The sequence below is a fragment of the Pseudarthrobacter sp. L19 genome (assembly GCF_050859435.1).
Classification (GTDB): domain Bacteria; phylum Actinomycetota; class Actinomycetes; order Actinomycetales; family Micrococcaceae; genus Arthrobacter.
The window spans coordinates 116,487-131,825 of the sequence record NZ_CP193935.1 but is presented as its reverse complement, the minus strand read 5'-3'; the positions used below and the strand labels follow the sequence as shown (position 1 = coordinate 131,825).

11 protein-coding genes and 2 pseudogenes are annotated in these 15,339 nt (G+C 70.0%); 10 read left to right on the top strand and 3 right to left on the bottom strand.

Annotated elements, in window-relative coordinates:
* Nucleotides 1-183: 183 nt before the first annotated feature.
* The 3 genes and pseudogenes from pdhA (at nt 184) to ACRQ5B_RS00640 (ending at nt 3,790) form a co-directional block, all read left to right on the top strand.
* Nucleotides 184-1,359: pseudogene (pdhA, locus tag ACRQ5B_RS00650) on the top strand (pyruvate dehydrogenase (acetyl-transferring) E1 component subunit alpha).
* Nucleotides 1,359-2,369, top strand: a complete 1,011-nt coding sequence (locus ACRQ5B_RS00645; RefSeq protein ID WP_290258392.1) for an alpha-ketoacid dehydrogenase subunit beta — start codon at nt 1,359-1,361, stop codon at nt 2,367-2,369. The pseudogene pdhA and the gene ACRQ5B_RS00645 overlap by 1 nt, the downstream one beginning before the upstream one ends.
* Nucleotides 2,366-3,790, top strand: a complete 1,425-nt coding sequence (locus ACRQ5B_RS00640) for a dihydrolipoamide acetyltransferase family protein (RefSeq protein ID WP_432395957.1) — start codon at nt 2,366-2,368, stop codon at nt 3,788-3,790. The genes ACRQ5B_RS00645 and ACRQ5B_RS00640 overlap by 4 nt, the downstream gene beginning before the upstream one ends.
* A 77-nt stretch (nt 3,791-3,867) precedes the next feature.
* Here ACRQ5B_RS00640 and ACRQ5B_RS00635 read toward each other — a convergent pair whose 3' ends face one another.
* Entirely contained in the window at nt 3,868-4,488 is a 621-nt protein-coding gene (locus ACRQ5B_RS00635) for an SACE_7040 family transcriptional regulator (RefSeq protein WP_364137092.1), read from the bottom strand.
* A 204-nt stretch (nt 4,489-4,692) separates the two neighbouring features.
* Between ACRQ5B_RS00635 and ACRQ5B_RS00630 the strand changes: the two genes are divergently transcribed.
* The 7 genes and pseudogenes from ACRQ5B_RS00630 to ACRQ5B_RS00600 all read left to right on the top strand — a co-directional run bounded on the left by ACRQ5B_RS00630 (nt 4,693) and on the right by ACRQ5B_RS00600 (nt 12,739).
* Nucleotides 4,693-6,300 carry a carboxyl transferase domain-containing protein gene (locus ACRQ5B_RS00630; protein ID WP_432395954.1) on the top strand — a complete coding sequence of 536 codons (1,608 nt, stop codon included), beginning with the start codon at nt 4,693-4,695 and terminating at the stop codon, nt 6,298-6,300.
* An 8-nt stretch (nt 6,301-6,308) separates the two neighbouring features.
* Nucleotides 6,309-8,484 (top strand): annotated as a pseudogene (locus ACRQ5B_RS00625) (acetyl/propionyl/methylcrotonyl-CoA carboxylase subunit alpha).
* A gap of 5 nt (nt 8,485-8,489) precedes the next feature.
* Nucleotides 8,490-9,653, top strand: a complete 1,164-nt coding sequence (locus tag ACRQ5B_RS00620; protein WP_432395951.1) for an acyl-CoA dehydrogenase family protein — start codon at nt 8,490-8,492, stop codon at nt 9,651-9,653.
* A gap of 20 nt (nt 9,654-9,673) precedes the next feature.
* Nucleotides 9,674-10,483, top strand: coding sequence for a CoA transferase subunit A (locus ACRQ5B_RS00615; RefSeq protein ID WP_432395948.1), 810 nt, complete (start codon nt 9,674-9,676; stop codon nt 10,481-10,483).
* Between the two features lie 2 nt (nt 10,484-10,485).
* On the top strand, nt 10,486-11,268 hold the full coding sequence (locus ACRQ5B_RS00610; protein WP_432395945.1) for a CoA transferase subunit B: 783 nt from the start codon (nt 10,486-10,488) through the stop codon (nt 11,266-11,268).
* A gap of 17 nt (nt 11,269-11,285) precedes the next feature.
* A complete protein-coding gene (locus ACRQ5B_RS00605; protein WP_432398795.1) occupies nt 11,286-11,909 on the top strand; it encodes a MaoC family dehydratase in 624 nt (207 codons plus the stop codon).
* Entirely contained in the window at nt 11,906-12,739 is an 834-nt protein-coding gene (locus tag ACRQ5B_RS00600; RefSeq protein WP_432395942.1) for an HpcH/HpaI aldolase/citrate lyase family protein, read from the top strand. Before ACRQ5B_RS00605 ends, ACRQ5B_RS00600 begins: the two co-directional genes overlap by 4 nt.
* Nucleotides 12,740-12,795: 56 nt before the next feature.
* Here the strand turns inward: ACRQ5B_RS00600 and ACRQ5B_RS00595 are convergent, their stop codons facing one another.
* On the bottom strand, nt 12,796-13,599 hold the full coding sequence (locus tag ACRQ5B_RS00595; RefSeq protein ID WP_432395939.1) for a response regulator transcription factor: 804 nt from the start codon (nt 13,597-13,599) through the stop codon (nt 12,796-12,798).
* On the bottom strand, nt 13,565-15,265 hold the full coding sequence (locus ACRQ5B_RS00590) for an ATP-binding protein (protein ID WP_432395937.1): 1,701 nt from the start codon (nt 15,263-15,265) through the stop codon (nt 13,565-13,567). Before ACRQ5B_RS00590 ends, ACRQ5B_RS00595 begins: the two co-directional genes overlap by 35 nt.
* Between the last annotated feature and the right edge of the window lie 74 nt (nt 15,266-15,339).

The following is a 15,339-nucleotide window of genomic DNA, read 5'->3' as shown; positions in this document are numbered from 1 at the left end:
CACGGTCTGGGAGGTGCGAACCGGGCAGGATGCTCAAAATATTGACGGGTGGTTGTACCCAATGGCACTTGTGAGTAGGGTCACAATTATCCGGGGCAACGGCGCCCGGGTGGCCGCCGCGCGCTGGGATCACGAGTCCCGCGGGCAGGGGTCGAGACGACGTCAGAAGGTTGCGGACAAACTGTGTTTACCGACGACGCGGGCCAGGGCGGCGCAGCCCGGCGGCCCCGGAAACAGTGCAGGATCGAACAGGCGCACGGGCGGGGATCTCGTCCAGCTCATCACCCCGGGGGTGAACGCATCAGCCATCCCGAGTTCGACCCCTGGGTCCAGGACATCGGCGACGACGTGCTGACCTCCCTCTACGAGGACATGGTGGCCATCCGGAGGATCGACGCCGAGGCCACCGCCCTGCAGCGCCAGGGCGAACTCGCCCTCTGGCCGCCGCTGCTGGGCCAGGAAGCCTCCCAGATCGGCTCGGCCCGGGCCCTGCGCGAGGACGACTTCGTCTTCCCCAGCTATCGGGACAACGGCGTCGCCTACGTCCGCGGGGTCAAGCCGGCGGACATCGTCAAGGCCTGGCGCGGCAACGCCCTCGCCGGCTGGGACCCGTACACCGTGAACGTCGCCACCCAGCAGATCATCATCGGCGCGCAAAGCCTGCACGCCACCGGCTACGCCATGGGCATCCAGAACGACGGCGCCGACTCGGCGGCCGTGGCCTACTTCGGCGACGGCGCCACCAGCGAGGGCGACGTCAACGAGGCGATGGTCTTCGCCGCCAGCTTCCAGGCGCCCGTCATCTTCTTCTGCCAGAACAACCACTGGGCCATCTCCGAACCCGTGATGCTCCAGTCCCACATCCAGATCGCTGACCGGGCCTCCGGCTTCGGCATCCCCAGCATGCGGGTGGACGGCAACGACGTCCTCGCCGTGCTGGCCGCCACCCGGATCGCCCTGGACCGGGCGCGCCGCGGAGGCGGCCCCACCTTCATCGAGGCCGTTACGTACCGCATGGGCCCGCACACGACGGCGGACGATCCCACCCGGTACCGGGACGCCAACGAGCTCGAGGACTGGGCCGCCAAGGACCCGATCCACCGCCTCAAGGCGCTCCTGGAGCGCAAGGGCCTGCTGACTGCGGATGTGGAAACCGCCGTCGCCGCCACGGCCGACGCCGTGGCCAAGGAACTGCGCTCGGGCACCATCACCATGCCCGAACCGCAGCCGCTGCAGATCTTCGAGCACGTCTACAGCACCCCGCACTCCTGGCTGGACCGCCAGCAGGACCACTACACCCGTTACCTGGCCTCCTTCGGCGATCCCGCAGGTGCCCCCTCCGAAGAAGGTGCTCGCTGATGACGCAGATGACCTTTGCCCGGGCGATTAACTCCGGCCTCCGCAAATCCCTCGACAACGATCCCAAGGTGATCCTCATGGGCGAGGACATCGGCACCCTCGGCGGCGTCTTCCGCGTCACCGACGGTCTGCAAAAGGACTTCGGCAAGCACCGCGTGGTGGACACCCCGCTCGCCGAATCCGGCATCCTCGGCACCGCCGTCGGCCTCGCCTACCGCGGCTACCGCCCGGTGGTGGAAATCCAGTTCGACGGCTTCATCTACCCGGCCTTCGACCAGATCGTCAGCCAGGTCGCCAAGATGCACTACCGGACCATGGGCGCCGTGAAGATGCCCATCACAATCAGGGTGCCCTTCGGCGGTGGCATCGGTTCACCCGAACACCACTCCGAGTCGCCCGAGGCCTACTTCACCCACACCTCCGGCCTGCGCGTGGTCAGCGTCTCCAACCCCCAGGATGCGTACACGATGATCCAGCAGGCCATCGCCTGCGACGATCCGGTCCTCTACTTCGAGCCCAAGCGCCGCTACCACGACAAGGGCGAGGTGGACGAGTCCCTGGACCTTTCAGCCGCCCCGTCGATGGAAAAGGCCCGGGTGGTCACCGAGGGCACCGACGTGACCCTCGTGGCCTACGGCCCGCTGGTCAAGACCGCCCGCGACGCCGCGCTCGCCGCCGCCGACGAGGGCGTCTCCGTGGAGGTCATCGACCTGCGCTCCCTCGCCCCGGTGGACTTCGCCACGCTGGAGGCCTCGGTCCGCAAGACCGGCCGCCTGGTCATCACCCACGAGGCCAGCCAGTCGGGCGGCCTCGGCGCCGAGGTCGCCGCGAGCATTACCGAACGCTGCTTCTACCACCTCGAGGCCGCCCCCGTCCGGGTCACCGGCTTCGACGTCCCGTACCCCTACTCCAAGCTGGAGATGCACCACCTGCCCGGGCTGGACCGGATCCTCGACGGCGTGGACCGGGCCCTGGGCCGCCCCAACTCCCTGAGCGGGCTGGAAGGATGAGCGCCACCATGATCAAGGAATTCCGCCTCCCGGACCTCGGCGAAGGCCTGACGGAATCGGAAATCGTCGCCTGGAAGGTCGGCGTGGGGGACACCGTCACCCTGAACCAGATCATCGCCGAGGTGGAGACCGCCAAGGCTGTCGTCGAGCTGCCATCGCCGTTCGCCGGCGTCGTCACCGCGCTGCACGAACAGCCCGGCACCGTGGTGGAGGTCGGCAAGCCGATCGTCTCCTTCGAAATCGAGGGCGACGACGACGGCGGTTCCGGTGCGGCTTCGGGCGAGGCGCCCGCCAAGCGGGAACCGACGCTTGTGGGGTACGGCGCCATGCCGGAAGGCTCCGGCCGGCCGGCCCGCCGGGCACGGACTTTCGCTGCCGCTGCTGCACCGGCTGCTGCTTCCGCGCCTGCTCCGGCTCCTGCTTCCGCGCCTGCTCCGGCTCCTGCTCCCGCCGCTGCCGCCGCGCCTGCCCCGGCACCCGCCATCGCCGCGCCTTCACCGCAGGATGGCGCCCCTGCTGCCGAGCGGCCCCGCTCCACCCCGCCGGTCCGCAAGCTGGCCAAGGACCTCGGCGTCGACCTCGCCGCCGTCACGGGCTCGGGGGAGCACGGCCTGATCACCCGGGAGGACGTGCGGAACTTCGTCGGCGGCGGGGACCTCCCGGTCGCCCCGCAGGAACTGGCCGGCGCGCAACCGGCCGCCGTCACCGCGGCGTCGGGCGAGCGGGAAACCCGGACCCCGATCAAGGGCGTCCGGAAATTCACCGCCGCGGCCATGGTCTCCAGCGCGTTCACCGCGCCGCACGTGACCGAGTTCCTGACCCTGGATGTCACGCCCACCATGGAACTGCTGGCCAGGCTCAAAGAGAGCCGGGCCTTCGCCGGGTACAAGCTCACCCCGCTGACCCTGGTCTCCAAGGCCGTACTGATCGCCCTGCGCAGCCACCCCACGCTCAACGCCCGGTGGGACGAGGCCAACCAGGAGATCGTCCAGTTCAACTACGTCAACCTCGGCATTGCGGCCGCCACGCCGCGCGGGCTGACCGTGCCGAACATCAAGGACGCGGACCGGATGTCGCTGACCCAGCTCTCCACCGCGCTCACCGAGCTGACTGAGACCGCCCGCGCCGGCAAGACGGCACCGGGGGATCTCTCCGGCGGCACCATTTCGATCACCAACATCGGCGTCTTCGGTATCGATGCCGGGACCCCCATCCTCAACCCGGGCGAGGCCGCCATCCTGGCCGTCGGCGCGGTGCGGAATATGCCGTGGGAGTACCGGGACGAGGTGGCGCTGCGCCAGGTCATGACCCTCAGCCTCTCCTTCGACCACCGGCTGGTCGACGGCGAGCAAGGCTCCCGCTTCCTGCAGGACGTCGGTACGCTGCTGTCCGACCCCGGCATGGCACTCGCCATGGCCTAGGTTCATCGGCCCACGGGGCCGGGCATCCCTCCATCGCCTGAGGGGTGCCCGGCCCTTGTGCCGTCCGGGGAGTATGCCTAGCGCGTGCCGTTGCCCGGGGCCGTCAGCGCGGCCAGGGCCATACCCTCCAGAAGCGGCCGGGCACGCTTGAGTGCCATCCGGCGGCCCTGGGTGCGGACCGAGTGCGGGGTGGAGTTGATCAGGCCGAAGGTGGCGTGGGCGCGCATCCGCAGCTCGGCCGGGTCCGTGTCCGGGTGCAGGCCGGACAGCACGTCCACCCACAGCTCCACGTAGTTCCGCTGCAGGGTCCGGACCTCGGCCTGGTCCTCGTCTGCGAGGTTACTGAAGTCCTGGTCCTGGACCCGGATGACGTCCGGGTGGCTGAGGGCGAAGTCCACGTGGAACTCCACCAGCCCGGCGAGGGCGGTTTCCGCGGTCCCGGCGCCGGCCACCACGGCCCGGCCGCCGTCGAGAAGGTCCTGGCTGACGCTGAGCAGCATGGCCCCGAGCACCGCCTGCTTGCCGGCGAAGTGCCGGTAGACGGCGGGGCCGCTGACTCCGGCCGCGGCGCCGAGATCCTCCAGGGAGACCCGGTTGAAGCCCTCGGCGGCGAAGAGTGCGGCCGCGGCCTGCAGCAGCGCCTGCCGGCGGCTCTCCTTGGCCCGGCTGCGCTGGGTTGGCTGGCTGGACTCGGTCACCGGCTCGCCCTTCTTCTCGGCTGGTCTGGGTTTTCAGTGTGATGTCCAGGCTCCGGGAACCGGGCTGCAACCCGTCCAACGGCACTTCTGTGTTGGACATCACAGTTAGTAGAGACTAACCTAAAACTCAGTTATGCGTTACTAACCGAAATGGCCGGACCGGCCGCCCTCAGGGCCCGGTCCGGCCGGGGATGGAAGCAGTCAATGGAGACAATCGCCAGCCGGGTGGATCCGGGCAGCGCAGGCTTCGCCGCCAACCGGGAGGCCCAACTGGGCCTGGCCCGGGAGCTGAAGGAGCGCCTGGCCGCGGCCGCACTCGGCGGACCGGAAAAGTCCCGCGAACGCCACATCGCCCGCGGCAAGCTGCTGCCGCGCGAGCGCATCGACCGGCTCCTGGACGACGGCAGCCCCTTTCTGGAAATCGCACCGCTCGCCGCGGACGGCATGTACGACGGCGATTCGCCCGGCGCCGGGGTGATCGCCGGCATCGGCCTGGTCCACGGCCGGCAGGTGCTGGTCATCTCCAACGACGCCACCGTCAAGGGCGGCACCTACTACCCGATGACGGTCAAGAAGCACCTCCGCGCCCAGGAGATTGCGCTCGAGAACCGCCTGCCCTGCATCTATCTGGTGGACTCCGGCGGGGCGTTCCTGCCCCGCCAGGACGAGGTCTTTCCGGACAAGGAGCACTTCGGCCGGATCTTCTACAACCAGGCGCAGATGTCCGCGGCGAAGATCCCGCAGATCGCCTCCGTCATGGGCTCCTGCACCGCCGGCGGCGCCTACGTGCCCGCGATGAGCGACGAGACCGTGATTGTCCGCAACCAGGGCACTATCTTCCTCGGCGGCCCGCCGCTGGTGAAGGCCGCGATCGGCGAGATCGTCACGGCGGAGGAACTCGGCGGCGGCGACGTGCACTCGAAGATCTCCGGCGTCACCGACCACCTGGCCGAGAACGACGAGCACGCCCTGCAGATCGTCCGCGACATCGTCTCCACCCTGCCGCGGCCGGCCGCCCCCGCCTGGGAGATCGACCGCGTCGTCGAACCCGAAGTAGACCCGGCCGAGCTCTACGGCACCGTCCCTACCGACGTCAACGCCCAATACGACGTCCGCGAGGTCATCGCCCGGCTGGTGGACGGCAGCCGCTTCCACGAGTTCAAGAAGAACTACGGCACCACCCTGGTCACCGGCTTCGCCAAGCTGCACGGCCACCCCGTCGGCATCGTGGCCAACAACGGCGTCCTGTTCAGCGAGTCCTCACTCAAGGGCGCGCACTTCATCGAACTCTGCGACCAGCGCGGGATCCCGCTGATCTTCCTGCAGAACCTCTCCGGCTTCATGGTCGGCAAGGACTACGAACAGGGCGGCATCGCCAAGAACGGCGCCAAGATGGTCACCGCCGTCGCCACCGCCCGGGTGCCCAAGCTCACCGTGGTGATCGGCGGCTCGTTCGGCGCCGGCAACTACTCCATGTGCGGCCGGGCCTACTCGCCGCGCTTCCTGTGGATGTGGCCGGCCTCCCGGATCTCCGTCATGGGCGGCAACCAGGCCTCCAGCGTCCTCGCCACGGTCAAGCGCGACCAGTACGAAGCCCGCGGCGAGGAATGGTCCGCCGAGGATGAGGAAGCTTTCAAGGCCCCCATCAAGCAGCAGTACGAGGAGCAGGGCAGCCCCTACTACTCGACCGCACGCCTGTGGGACGACGGCATCATCGACCCCGCGGACACCCGCACCGTCCTGGGACTGGCGCTCGACGTCGTCTCCCGCACCCCGCTGCCGGAGACCTCCTTCGGCCTCTTCCGGATGTGAGCCCCGCCGTGACAGTAACCACCAGCACCCCCGCCGCTTCGACCCCGGCGCCGCTCTTCGGCACCGTCCTGGTCGCCAACCGCGGCGAGATCGCCTGCCGCGTGATCCGCACCCTGCGCGCCCTCGGCATCCGCTCGGTCGCCGTCTACTCGGACGCCGACGCCGGCGCCCGCCACGTGCGGGAGGCCGACGCCGCCGTCCGGATCGGCCCCGCTGCGGCCACCGAGAGCTACCTCAAGATCGAGGCCATCATCGACGCCTGCCGCCGGAGCGGCGCCGAGGCGGTGCACCCCGGCTACGGGTTCCTCAGCGAGAATGCCGACTTCGCCCGGGCCCTGGAGCGGGCAGGCATCACCTTCATCGGCCCCGGGGTCGAATCCCTGAACATCATGGGCGACAAGATCCGCTCCAAGAACCACGTCACCGGCTACGGCGTCCCCGTGGTCCCCGGCGTCGCCGAACCCGGCATGAGCGACGCGCAGCTGATCGAGGCCGCGGCCTCCGTCGGCTACCCGCTGCTGATCAAGCCCTCCGCCGGCGGCGGCGGCAAGGGCATGCACGTGGTCGAACGGCCCGAGGACCTCAAAGCCACCCTGGCCACCGCCCGCCGGGTCGCCGCCAGCGCCTTCGGCGACGACACCCTGTTCCTGGAGCGGCTGGTCACCACCCCGCGGCACATCGAGGTCCAGATCCTCGCCGACAACCACGGCAACGTCATCCACCTCGGCGAGCGCGAGTGCTCCCTGCAGCGCCGGCACCAGAAGGTGATCGAAGAGGCTCCGTCGCCGCTGCTGGAGGGCCTGCCCGACGGCGCCGCCATCCGCGCCCGGCTGGGCGAGGCCGCCTGCCAGGCCGCCCGCAGCGTCAACTACTCCGGCGCCGGGACCGTGGAGTTCCTGGTCTCCGACAACGCCCCGGACGAGTTCTTCTTCATGGAGATGAACACCCGCCTGCAGGTCGAGCACCCGGTCACCGAAATGGTCACCGGCATCGACCTGGTCGAATGGCAGGTCCGCATCGCCGCCGGCGAGGAGCTCACCGTAGCCCAGGACGACGTCGTCCTCAGCGGACACTCCGTGGAGGCGCGAGTGTACGCGGAGGTCCCGGAGAAGAACTTCCTGCCCTCCGGGGGAGAGGTGCTGCTGCTCGACGAACTCCCCGGCCCCGCCCAGCGCCCCAGCGCGCCGGCCCGCACCGAAACCGAAACGGCCCACGGCCGCGTGCGCGTGGACTCGGCCCTGGTCCACGGACTCGAGATCTCCTCGAACTATGACCCGATGATCTCCAAGGTCATTGCGTGGGGCGAGGACCGCACCGCGGCCCTGGACACCCTGGATGAGGCACTCGCCGGCTACACGGCGCTGGGCATCGATACCAACGTCGAGTACCTGCGGCTGCTGATCAACGACGCCGACGTCCGCGCCGGACGGCTCGACACCGGCCTGATCGAACGCAAGATGCCGGACTTCAGCTTCCGGCGGGTGGGCGACGCTGAACTGGTGGTCGCGGCTCTGTACGCCGTGGCCATGGCGGAGGAGGCCAATCCGGCGGATCGTGACGGCAGCCCGTGGCAGCGCCGCGACGGCTGGCGGCTCGGCGCGCCCGCGCCGCGCCGGATCAGCCTCGGAACCTCCGACGGGGGCGTTGCCACCGTGGAGGTGAGCGGGCGGTCTGCCGGGGAGCAGGTCACGGTGAGCGTGAACGGAGGGCCGCAGCTCACGGCCCACTCTGCAATACAACGCGAGGGACCGCCCGATGCTCACACTCGAGGGCGCGACCAGCAGTTACGCACTGGCACCCGTTCGCACCGGTCCTCCCGCCCAGAGCTGGATGGCTCCCGATCCCCGCGTTCTGTCAGAGCTCTTCCTCGGCAACGACGGCTGGTCGTGCCGCCTCGAGGTACTCACCCGCGAGGCCCGGCTCGCCCGGGTGCTGGCCGCCGTCGAACGCGAAGAAGGCGCCGCCGACCCGGCGGTGCGCTCGCCGATGCCCGGCACCGTGGTGTCCGTCTCCGTGGCCCACGGCGACGCCGTCACCGCGGGCCAGGCCCTGGTGGCCGTGGAGGCCATGAAGATGGAGCACCAGCTCACCGCACCCCTGGACGGCACCGTCCACCTCAGCATCACCACCGGCGACCTGGTCAAGGCAGACCAGGTCCTCGCCACCATCCACCCACAGGAGTGATCCCCATGCCCGATTTTGAACTCAGCGAGGACTACCAGGACCTCTCCGACACCGTCCGCGACTTCGCCGACCAGGTGGTGGCCCCGGTCTCCGCCAAGCACGACGAGGAACACAGCTTCCCCTACGAGGTCGTCTCCCAGATGGCCGACATGGGCCTCTTCGGCCTGCCGTTCCCGGAGGAATCCGGCGGCATGGGCGGGGACTACTTCGCCCTGGCCCTGGCCCTGGAGCAGCTGGGCCGCGTGGACCAGTCCGTCGCCATCACCCTGGAGGCCGGCGTCTCGCTCGGCGCCATGCCGATCCACCGCTTCGGCACCGACGCGCAGAAGGAGGAGTGGCTGCCGCTGCTGGCCTCCGGCAAGGCACTCGCCGGCTTCGGCCTGACCGAACCCGAGGCCGGTTCGGACGCCGGCGGCACCAAGACCACCGCCCGGCTGGAAGGCGGGGAATGGGTGATCAACGGCAACAAGGCGTTCATCACCAACTCCGGCACCGACATCACCAGGCTCGTCACCGTCACCGCGGTCACCGGCCAGCAGGAACGCCCGGACGGCAGCATCAAGAAGGAAATATCCACCATCCTGGTGCCCACCAGCACGCCGGGCTTCACGGCGGAGAAGGCGTACAACAAGGTCGGCTGGAACGCCTCGGACACCCACCCGCTGACCCTGGACAATGTCCGGGTCCCGGAGGCAAACCTGCTCGGTACCCAGGGCCGCGGCTACGCCAACTTCCTCTCCATCCTCGACGAGGGCCGCATCGCCATCGCCGCGCTCGCCGTCGGCGCCGCCCAGGGCTGCGTGGACCAGTCGGTGAAATACGCCAAGGAACGCAGCGCCTTCGGCCAGAACATCGGCAAGTACCAGGCCATCGCATTCAAGATCGCGCGGATGGAGGCACGGGCCCACACCGCCCGCCTGGCCTACTACGACGCGGCCGCCCGGATGCTCGCCGGCAAGCCGTTCAAGACGCAGGCGGCCATCGCTAAGATGATCGCAGGCGAGGCAGCCATGGACAACGCGCGGGACGCCACCCAGGTGTTCGGCGGCTATGGCTTCATCAACGAGTTCACCGTGGCGCGCCACTACCGCGATTCCAAGATCCTCGAAGTCGGCGAGGGCACCACGGAGGTCCAACTGATGCTGATCGCCCGCGAACTGGGACTGTAGCCGGCCGGAAGGATCCCCAGATGATCAACAAAGTTGTTGCCAGCGCCGCCGAAGCCGTCGCGGACATCCCCGACGGCGCCTCGCTGGCCGTCGGCGGCTTCGGCCTCTGCGGCATCCCGGTGGCGCTGATCGCGGCCCTGCACGAGCGCGGCGCCACTGACCTGGAGACCGTCAGCAACAACTGCGGCGTGGACGACTGGGGCCTGGGCATCCTGCTCAAGGACGGCCGGATCCGCCGCACCATCAGCTCCTACGTGGGGGAGAACAAGGAATTTGCCCGGCAATACCTGTCCGGCGAACTCGAGGTGGTCCTCACCCCGCAGGGCACCCTGGCCGAGAAGCTGCGCGCCGGCGGGGCCGGGATCCCCGCGTTCTACACCCCCGCCGGGGTCGGAACCCAGGTGGCCGAGGGCGGCCTGCCGCAGAAGTACGACGCCGACGGCAACGTCGCGGTGGCCTCCGCGGCCAAGGAGGTCCGCAGCTTCCAGGGCGCCGACTACGTGCTGGAGGAGGCGCTGACGCCGGACTTCGGCCTGGTCCACGCCTGGAAGGGGGACCGGCACGGCAACCTGGTCTTCCACGCAGCCGCGATGAACTTCAACCCGCTCTGCGCCATGGCCGGGAAGATCACCATCGCCGAGGTGGAGGAACTCGTGGAACCGGGCGAGCTGGATCCCGGACAGATCCACGTCCCGGGCATCTTCGTCCAGCGCGTGGTCCTCGCCCCGGAGGCGGAGAAACGCATCGAGAAGCGCACCGTGGCCGCAGCATCCGGCGCGCCCGCCCCAGCAGCGGCGCCCGCCGCGCCCGCCGGAACGACAGGAGCCTGACCGTGGAGAGCACCCAGACCCCGGACGGCCCCGCCCGGCCCGAAACCGTCCGGCACGAATACCGTCCGCCCGCCGTCGAACACGGCGCTGTTCCCGGCGGCACCGACGCCGGCGCACCGGCCAAGGGCTGGACCCGGAACGAGCTCGCCGCCCGCGTGGCGCGGGAGCTGCACAACGGCCAGTACGTCAACCTCGGCATCGGCATGCCCACGCTGATCCCGAACTACATTCCGGACGGCGTCGAGGTGGTGCTGCACTCGGAGAACGGGATCCTCGGCGTCGGGCCCTACCCGGCGGAGGACAAAGTCGACCCCGACCTGATCAACGCCGGCAAGGAGACCGTCACGGTCAACAAGGGCGCCGCGTTCTTCGACTCCGCCGCATCCTTCGGGATGATCCGCGGCGGCCACGTCGACGTCGCCGTCCTCGGAGCCATGGAGGTGGCGCAGAACGGGGACCTGGCCAACTGGATGATCCCGGGCAAGATGGTCAAGGGCATGGGCGGGGCGATGGACCTGGTCTTCGGGGCCAAAAAGGTGATCGTGATGATGGAACACGTTGACCGCAACGGCAACCCGAAGATCGTGGAGCGCTGCACCCTGCCCCTGACCGGCAAGGGCTGCGTGGACCGGATCATCACCGACCTCGCCGTCATCGACGTCGTCACCGAAGGAGGTACCTCGCGGCTAGTGCTGCGGGAACTGGCCCCGGACGTGACCGCAGAAGAGGTGGCCGCGGCCACGGGCGCCGAACTTTTCGAGGAAGACCAGGAACTCTCCGTATGACGACCAGCCACTCCCACATGGACGCCGGCGCAGCCGGCCGCCGCGTCATCGAACAGCGCGGCCTCTACTTCGACGAGCTCGAGGAGGGCGTCGCCTACGCGCACCGGCCTGGCCGGACCGTGACCGAGACGGACAACGTCCTGTTCACCACCATGACCATGAACACCCAGTCGCTGCACCTGGACGCCGCGTGGAGCGCCGGGCAGCCCTTCGGCCAGCGGCTGATGAACTCCATGTTCACCCTCGCCACCATGGTGGGCCAGTCCGTGCCGCAGCTGACCCAGGGGACCATCATCGCCCAGCTGGGCCTGACGGATGTGTCCTTCCCACACCCGCTCTTCCACGGGGACACGCTCTACACGGAGACGGTGGTGACCGGGAAAAGGCTCTCCTCGTCCCGGCCGGGCCAGGGCATCGTAACCATGGAGCACACCGGCCGTAACCAAGACGGCACCGTGGTGGCCCGTGCCACCCGGAGTTGCCTGATGTGGACCCGTGACGCGTACGCTGCGCAGCAGTCAGGGACGCAGGCGGCCCGGCAGGCGGGGGCACAGCCGGCGGCGCAGCCGGGGTCGCAACAGAACGGGCCACGGGAAGCCGCGTCACCGGAAGCCGCCGAAAAGGGGAGAATCGAGGCATGACCTTCCTGATGGGCCCCGCCCTGCTTTTCTGCCCCGCCGACCGGCCCGAGCGCTACCAAAAGGCCGCCGACCGGGCGGACACCGTGATCGTGGACCTGGAGGACGCCGTCGCCCCCGCGGACAAGCAGCGCGCCCGCGGGGCGATCCTGGCGCAGCTCGGCTCCGCCGGGGACGTTCCCGAACTGGATCCCAGCCGGACCATCATCCGGATCAACCCGGCCGGGACCGAGGAGTTCGAGAAGGACCTGCACTGCCTCAAGCACACCCCCTACCGGCACGTGATGCTCGCCAAGGCCGAAAGCGCCGCCCAGCTCCATGAGCTCGAGGGCTTCAGCGTAATCGCCCTGTGCGAGACGGCGGCCGGGATCGTCAACGCCGCGGCCATCGCCGCCGAACCCAACGTGGTGGGCCTAATGTGGGGCGCCGAGGACCTGATCGCCTCCCTCGGCGGCACCTCCAGCCGGACCGACGACGGCGGCTACCGGGCCGTCGCCCTACATGCCCGCTCCACCGTGCTGCTGGCCGCCCGCGCCGCCGGTAAGGAAGCGGTGGACTCGGTCTACGTCAACATCCCGGACCTCGACGGACTGGCTGCCGAGTCCCGTGACGCCGTCGCCTCCGGCTTCGGCTCCAAGGCCTGCATCCACCCAAACCAGGTGGCCGTGGTCCGGGAGGCCTACGCCCCGTCCGAGGAGGAGGTGGCCACGGCGCGCGAGCTGCTCGACGCCGCCGCTGCCGCCGGTACGGGCGTGTTCCAGCACCAGGGCAAGATGATCGACGGTCCCATCCTCAAGCACGCAGAGGCCACCCTCCGCCGCGCCGGGCACTAACGCCAGGGGCGTCGGAGCGAACCGGTGGCTCCTTCGATCCGCGCACAGACTGTTGCTCAGCGGCGCCAGAGGTAGCGGTTCTCGGGCCGGCCGGCGGCTCCGTACCGCGGGGTGAGCCGGGCGAAACCGTTCACCACCAGGTATTCGAGGTACCGCCGGGCACTGACCCGGGAGAGGCCCAGCCTCAGCGCCAGCCCTGCCGCGGACACGTCCTCGGGACTGGCCCGCAGCGCCTCGATCACCGCGTCCAGGGTGGGCCGGGACAAGCCCTTGGGCAGCCTCACCGCGTCGGCGCCGGGTCCGGAGGCCAGGCCCGCGCCGGCACCGACCCCCGCACCGGTCCCACCGCCGTCGGCCTCTGATGTCTGACCCCCGGCAGCCTGTCCGGCCCCGGCCGCCGCGACGTTCCGACGGGTGGGTGCCACCAGCCGGTCGATCCGGTCCTGGTCCAGCGGCCCGGCCGAGGACCCGGCAGCCAGCTCGTCGCGCAACGCCACGTACTCGTCCAGCCGCTCATTCAAGGCCTGCGAGGTGAACGGCTTGACCAGGTAGTGCAGCACCCCGCCGGCCATCGCCGCACGGACCGTCTCCAGCTCCCGCGACGCCGTGATCACCAGGACGTCCGTGGGCTGGTGCGGCCGGTTCCGGAGCTGCCGCAGCACCTCCAGCCCGGACATGTCGGGCAGGTGGATGTCCAGCAGGACCAGGTCCGGCAGCAGCTCCGCGGCGAGGTCCAGCCCCTGCCGTCCCGAGTGGGCGGTGCCGACGACGTCGAAGCCGCCGCGGGCCAGCAGGAAGCCGTGATGGATCCCCGCCACCGCCACGTCATCGTCGATGATGAGGGTGCGTATGCCGCTCATAGCCGTTCCAGTGCCGCCTTCCGTGGGGCTTCCGGCCCCGCCGGGGAGCCGCCGCGGCGCTCCCCGCCGTGTGTGAAGTAACCGTGTGTGAAGTAATCGTGTTTGAACTGGTCGTGCTGAACGTGACCGTAAACCGCGCCCCGCCCAGATCCGAACGGCTTACCACCGCCGTCCCGCCGCGCCGCCGGGCAACGCGCTGGACCAGGGCCAGCCCGAACCCGCGGGTGTTCACGCCGTCGGACTCCTTGCTGGTGACTCCGGGCTCGAACACCGTCTCCCGGTGCGCGTCCGGCACGCCCGGTCCGTCGTCCTCGACGGTGAGCACCCGGCCGCCGCCCGCGGTTTCTGCCAGGGCGACGGCCACGGTGCTGTCATAGCCCGCGGCGTCCACGGCGTTGTCGATCAGGTTACCCAGCACGGTGATGACGTCGTCGGTCCCGTCCGGGGAGCAGACCGAGTCCTCCGCCACCTCGATGTCGATCCCGCGCTCGGCGCACACCGTGGACTTGGCGATCAGCAGGGCCCGGACGCCGTCGTCGGTGATGCCCGCCGCCAGCGGTCGGTTCACGAACCCGGCGTCGGCGGCGCTGCGGCCCAGGAACTCCACCGCCTTCGACTGCTGGCCCAGTTCCAGCAACCCGGAGACGACGTGCAGCTTGTTCGCGAACTCGTGCGCCTGCGCCCGGAGCGCCTGCGTCACGTCCAGGGCGCCGTCCCGGTCTCTCAGCATGGCGTGCAGCTCGGTCCGGTCCCGCAGGATCAGCACCTTGCCCACCTCCCGGCCGTCCACCGTGGCGGCGTTGACCTTGCCCAGCAGGATCCGCTCGCCGGAGAGGACCAGCTCCTCGGTGCTGGACCCGGCAGCGAGGAGCCGGTGAATGCCCGGCTCCAGGGAGGCGGTGGCGGGGGAGCCGAGGATCTCCTCGCCCACGCCCAGCAGCCGCCGGGCCTCGTCGTTGACCAGCACCACGGTGCCGTCGGCGTCGACCGCCACCAGCCCCTCGCCCAGGCCGTGCAGCATTGCGTCCCGGGTCTCCAGCAGCGCCGCGATGTCCTCCGGTTCCAGCTTGTAGATCCGCCGCCAGACCAGCTTGGAGATGTACATCGCGCCGAGGGACCCCAGCAGCGCGGCGCACACCAGCCAGCCGAAGAGCTGCGGCAGGTCCTCGTAGAGGTCGGCGGCGAGGGTGCTCTCGAGGACCCCCACGGATGCAGACCCGATCACCGCGCCGTTCCGGTCGAAGATGGGCACCTTGACCCGCCAGGACTCGCCCAGCGTGCCGGTCTGGGTCCCCACGTAGATGTCCCCGGCAAGCGGGACGGACGGGTCCGTGGAGACGTGCTTGCCGATCTCCTCCGGGTTCGGGTGGGACTGCCGCACGCCGAACTTGTCCGTCACCACCACATAGGTGACGTTCGAGGCCTGCCGGATCACCTCGGCGATCGGCTGGATAGTCTCAGCGGGGGCGGGCGTGCCGAAGGCATTGATGACCGACGGGAGCCGCGCCACGGACTCGGCCACGCCGATCAGCCGGCTCTTGTACGCGTCGCGCAGCTGCGCTTCCTGCATGCGGATGGTCACGACGCCGACGGCGGTGAGCACGGCCAGGACGATGGCCAGCTGGAGGGCCACCAACTGGAAGCGGAGCGGGACGCTGTGAAACACCTCACAAGTCTGCCACCCGGCACCGCCGCCAGGTGCCGGGAGCCGGCCACGATCCGTGACCAATATGACCACTA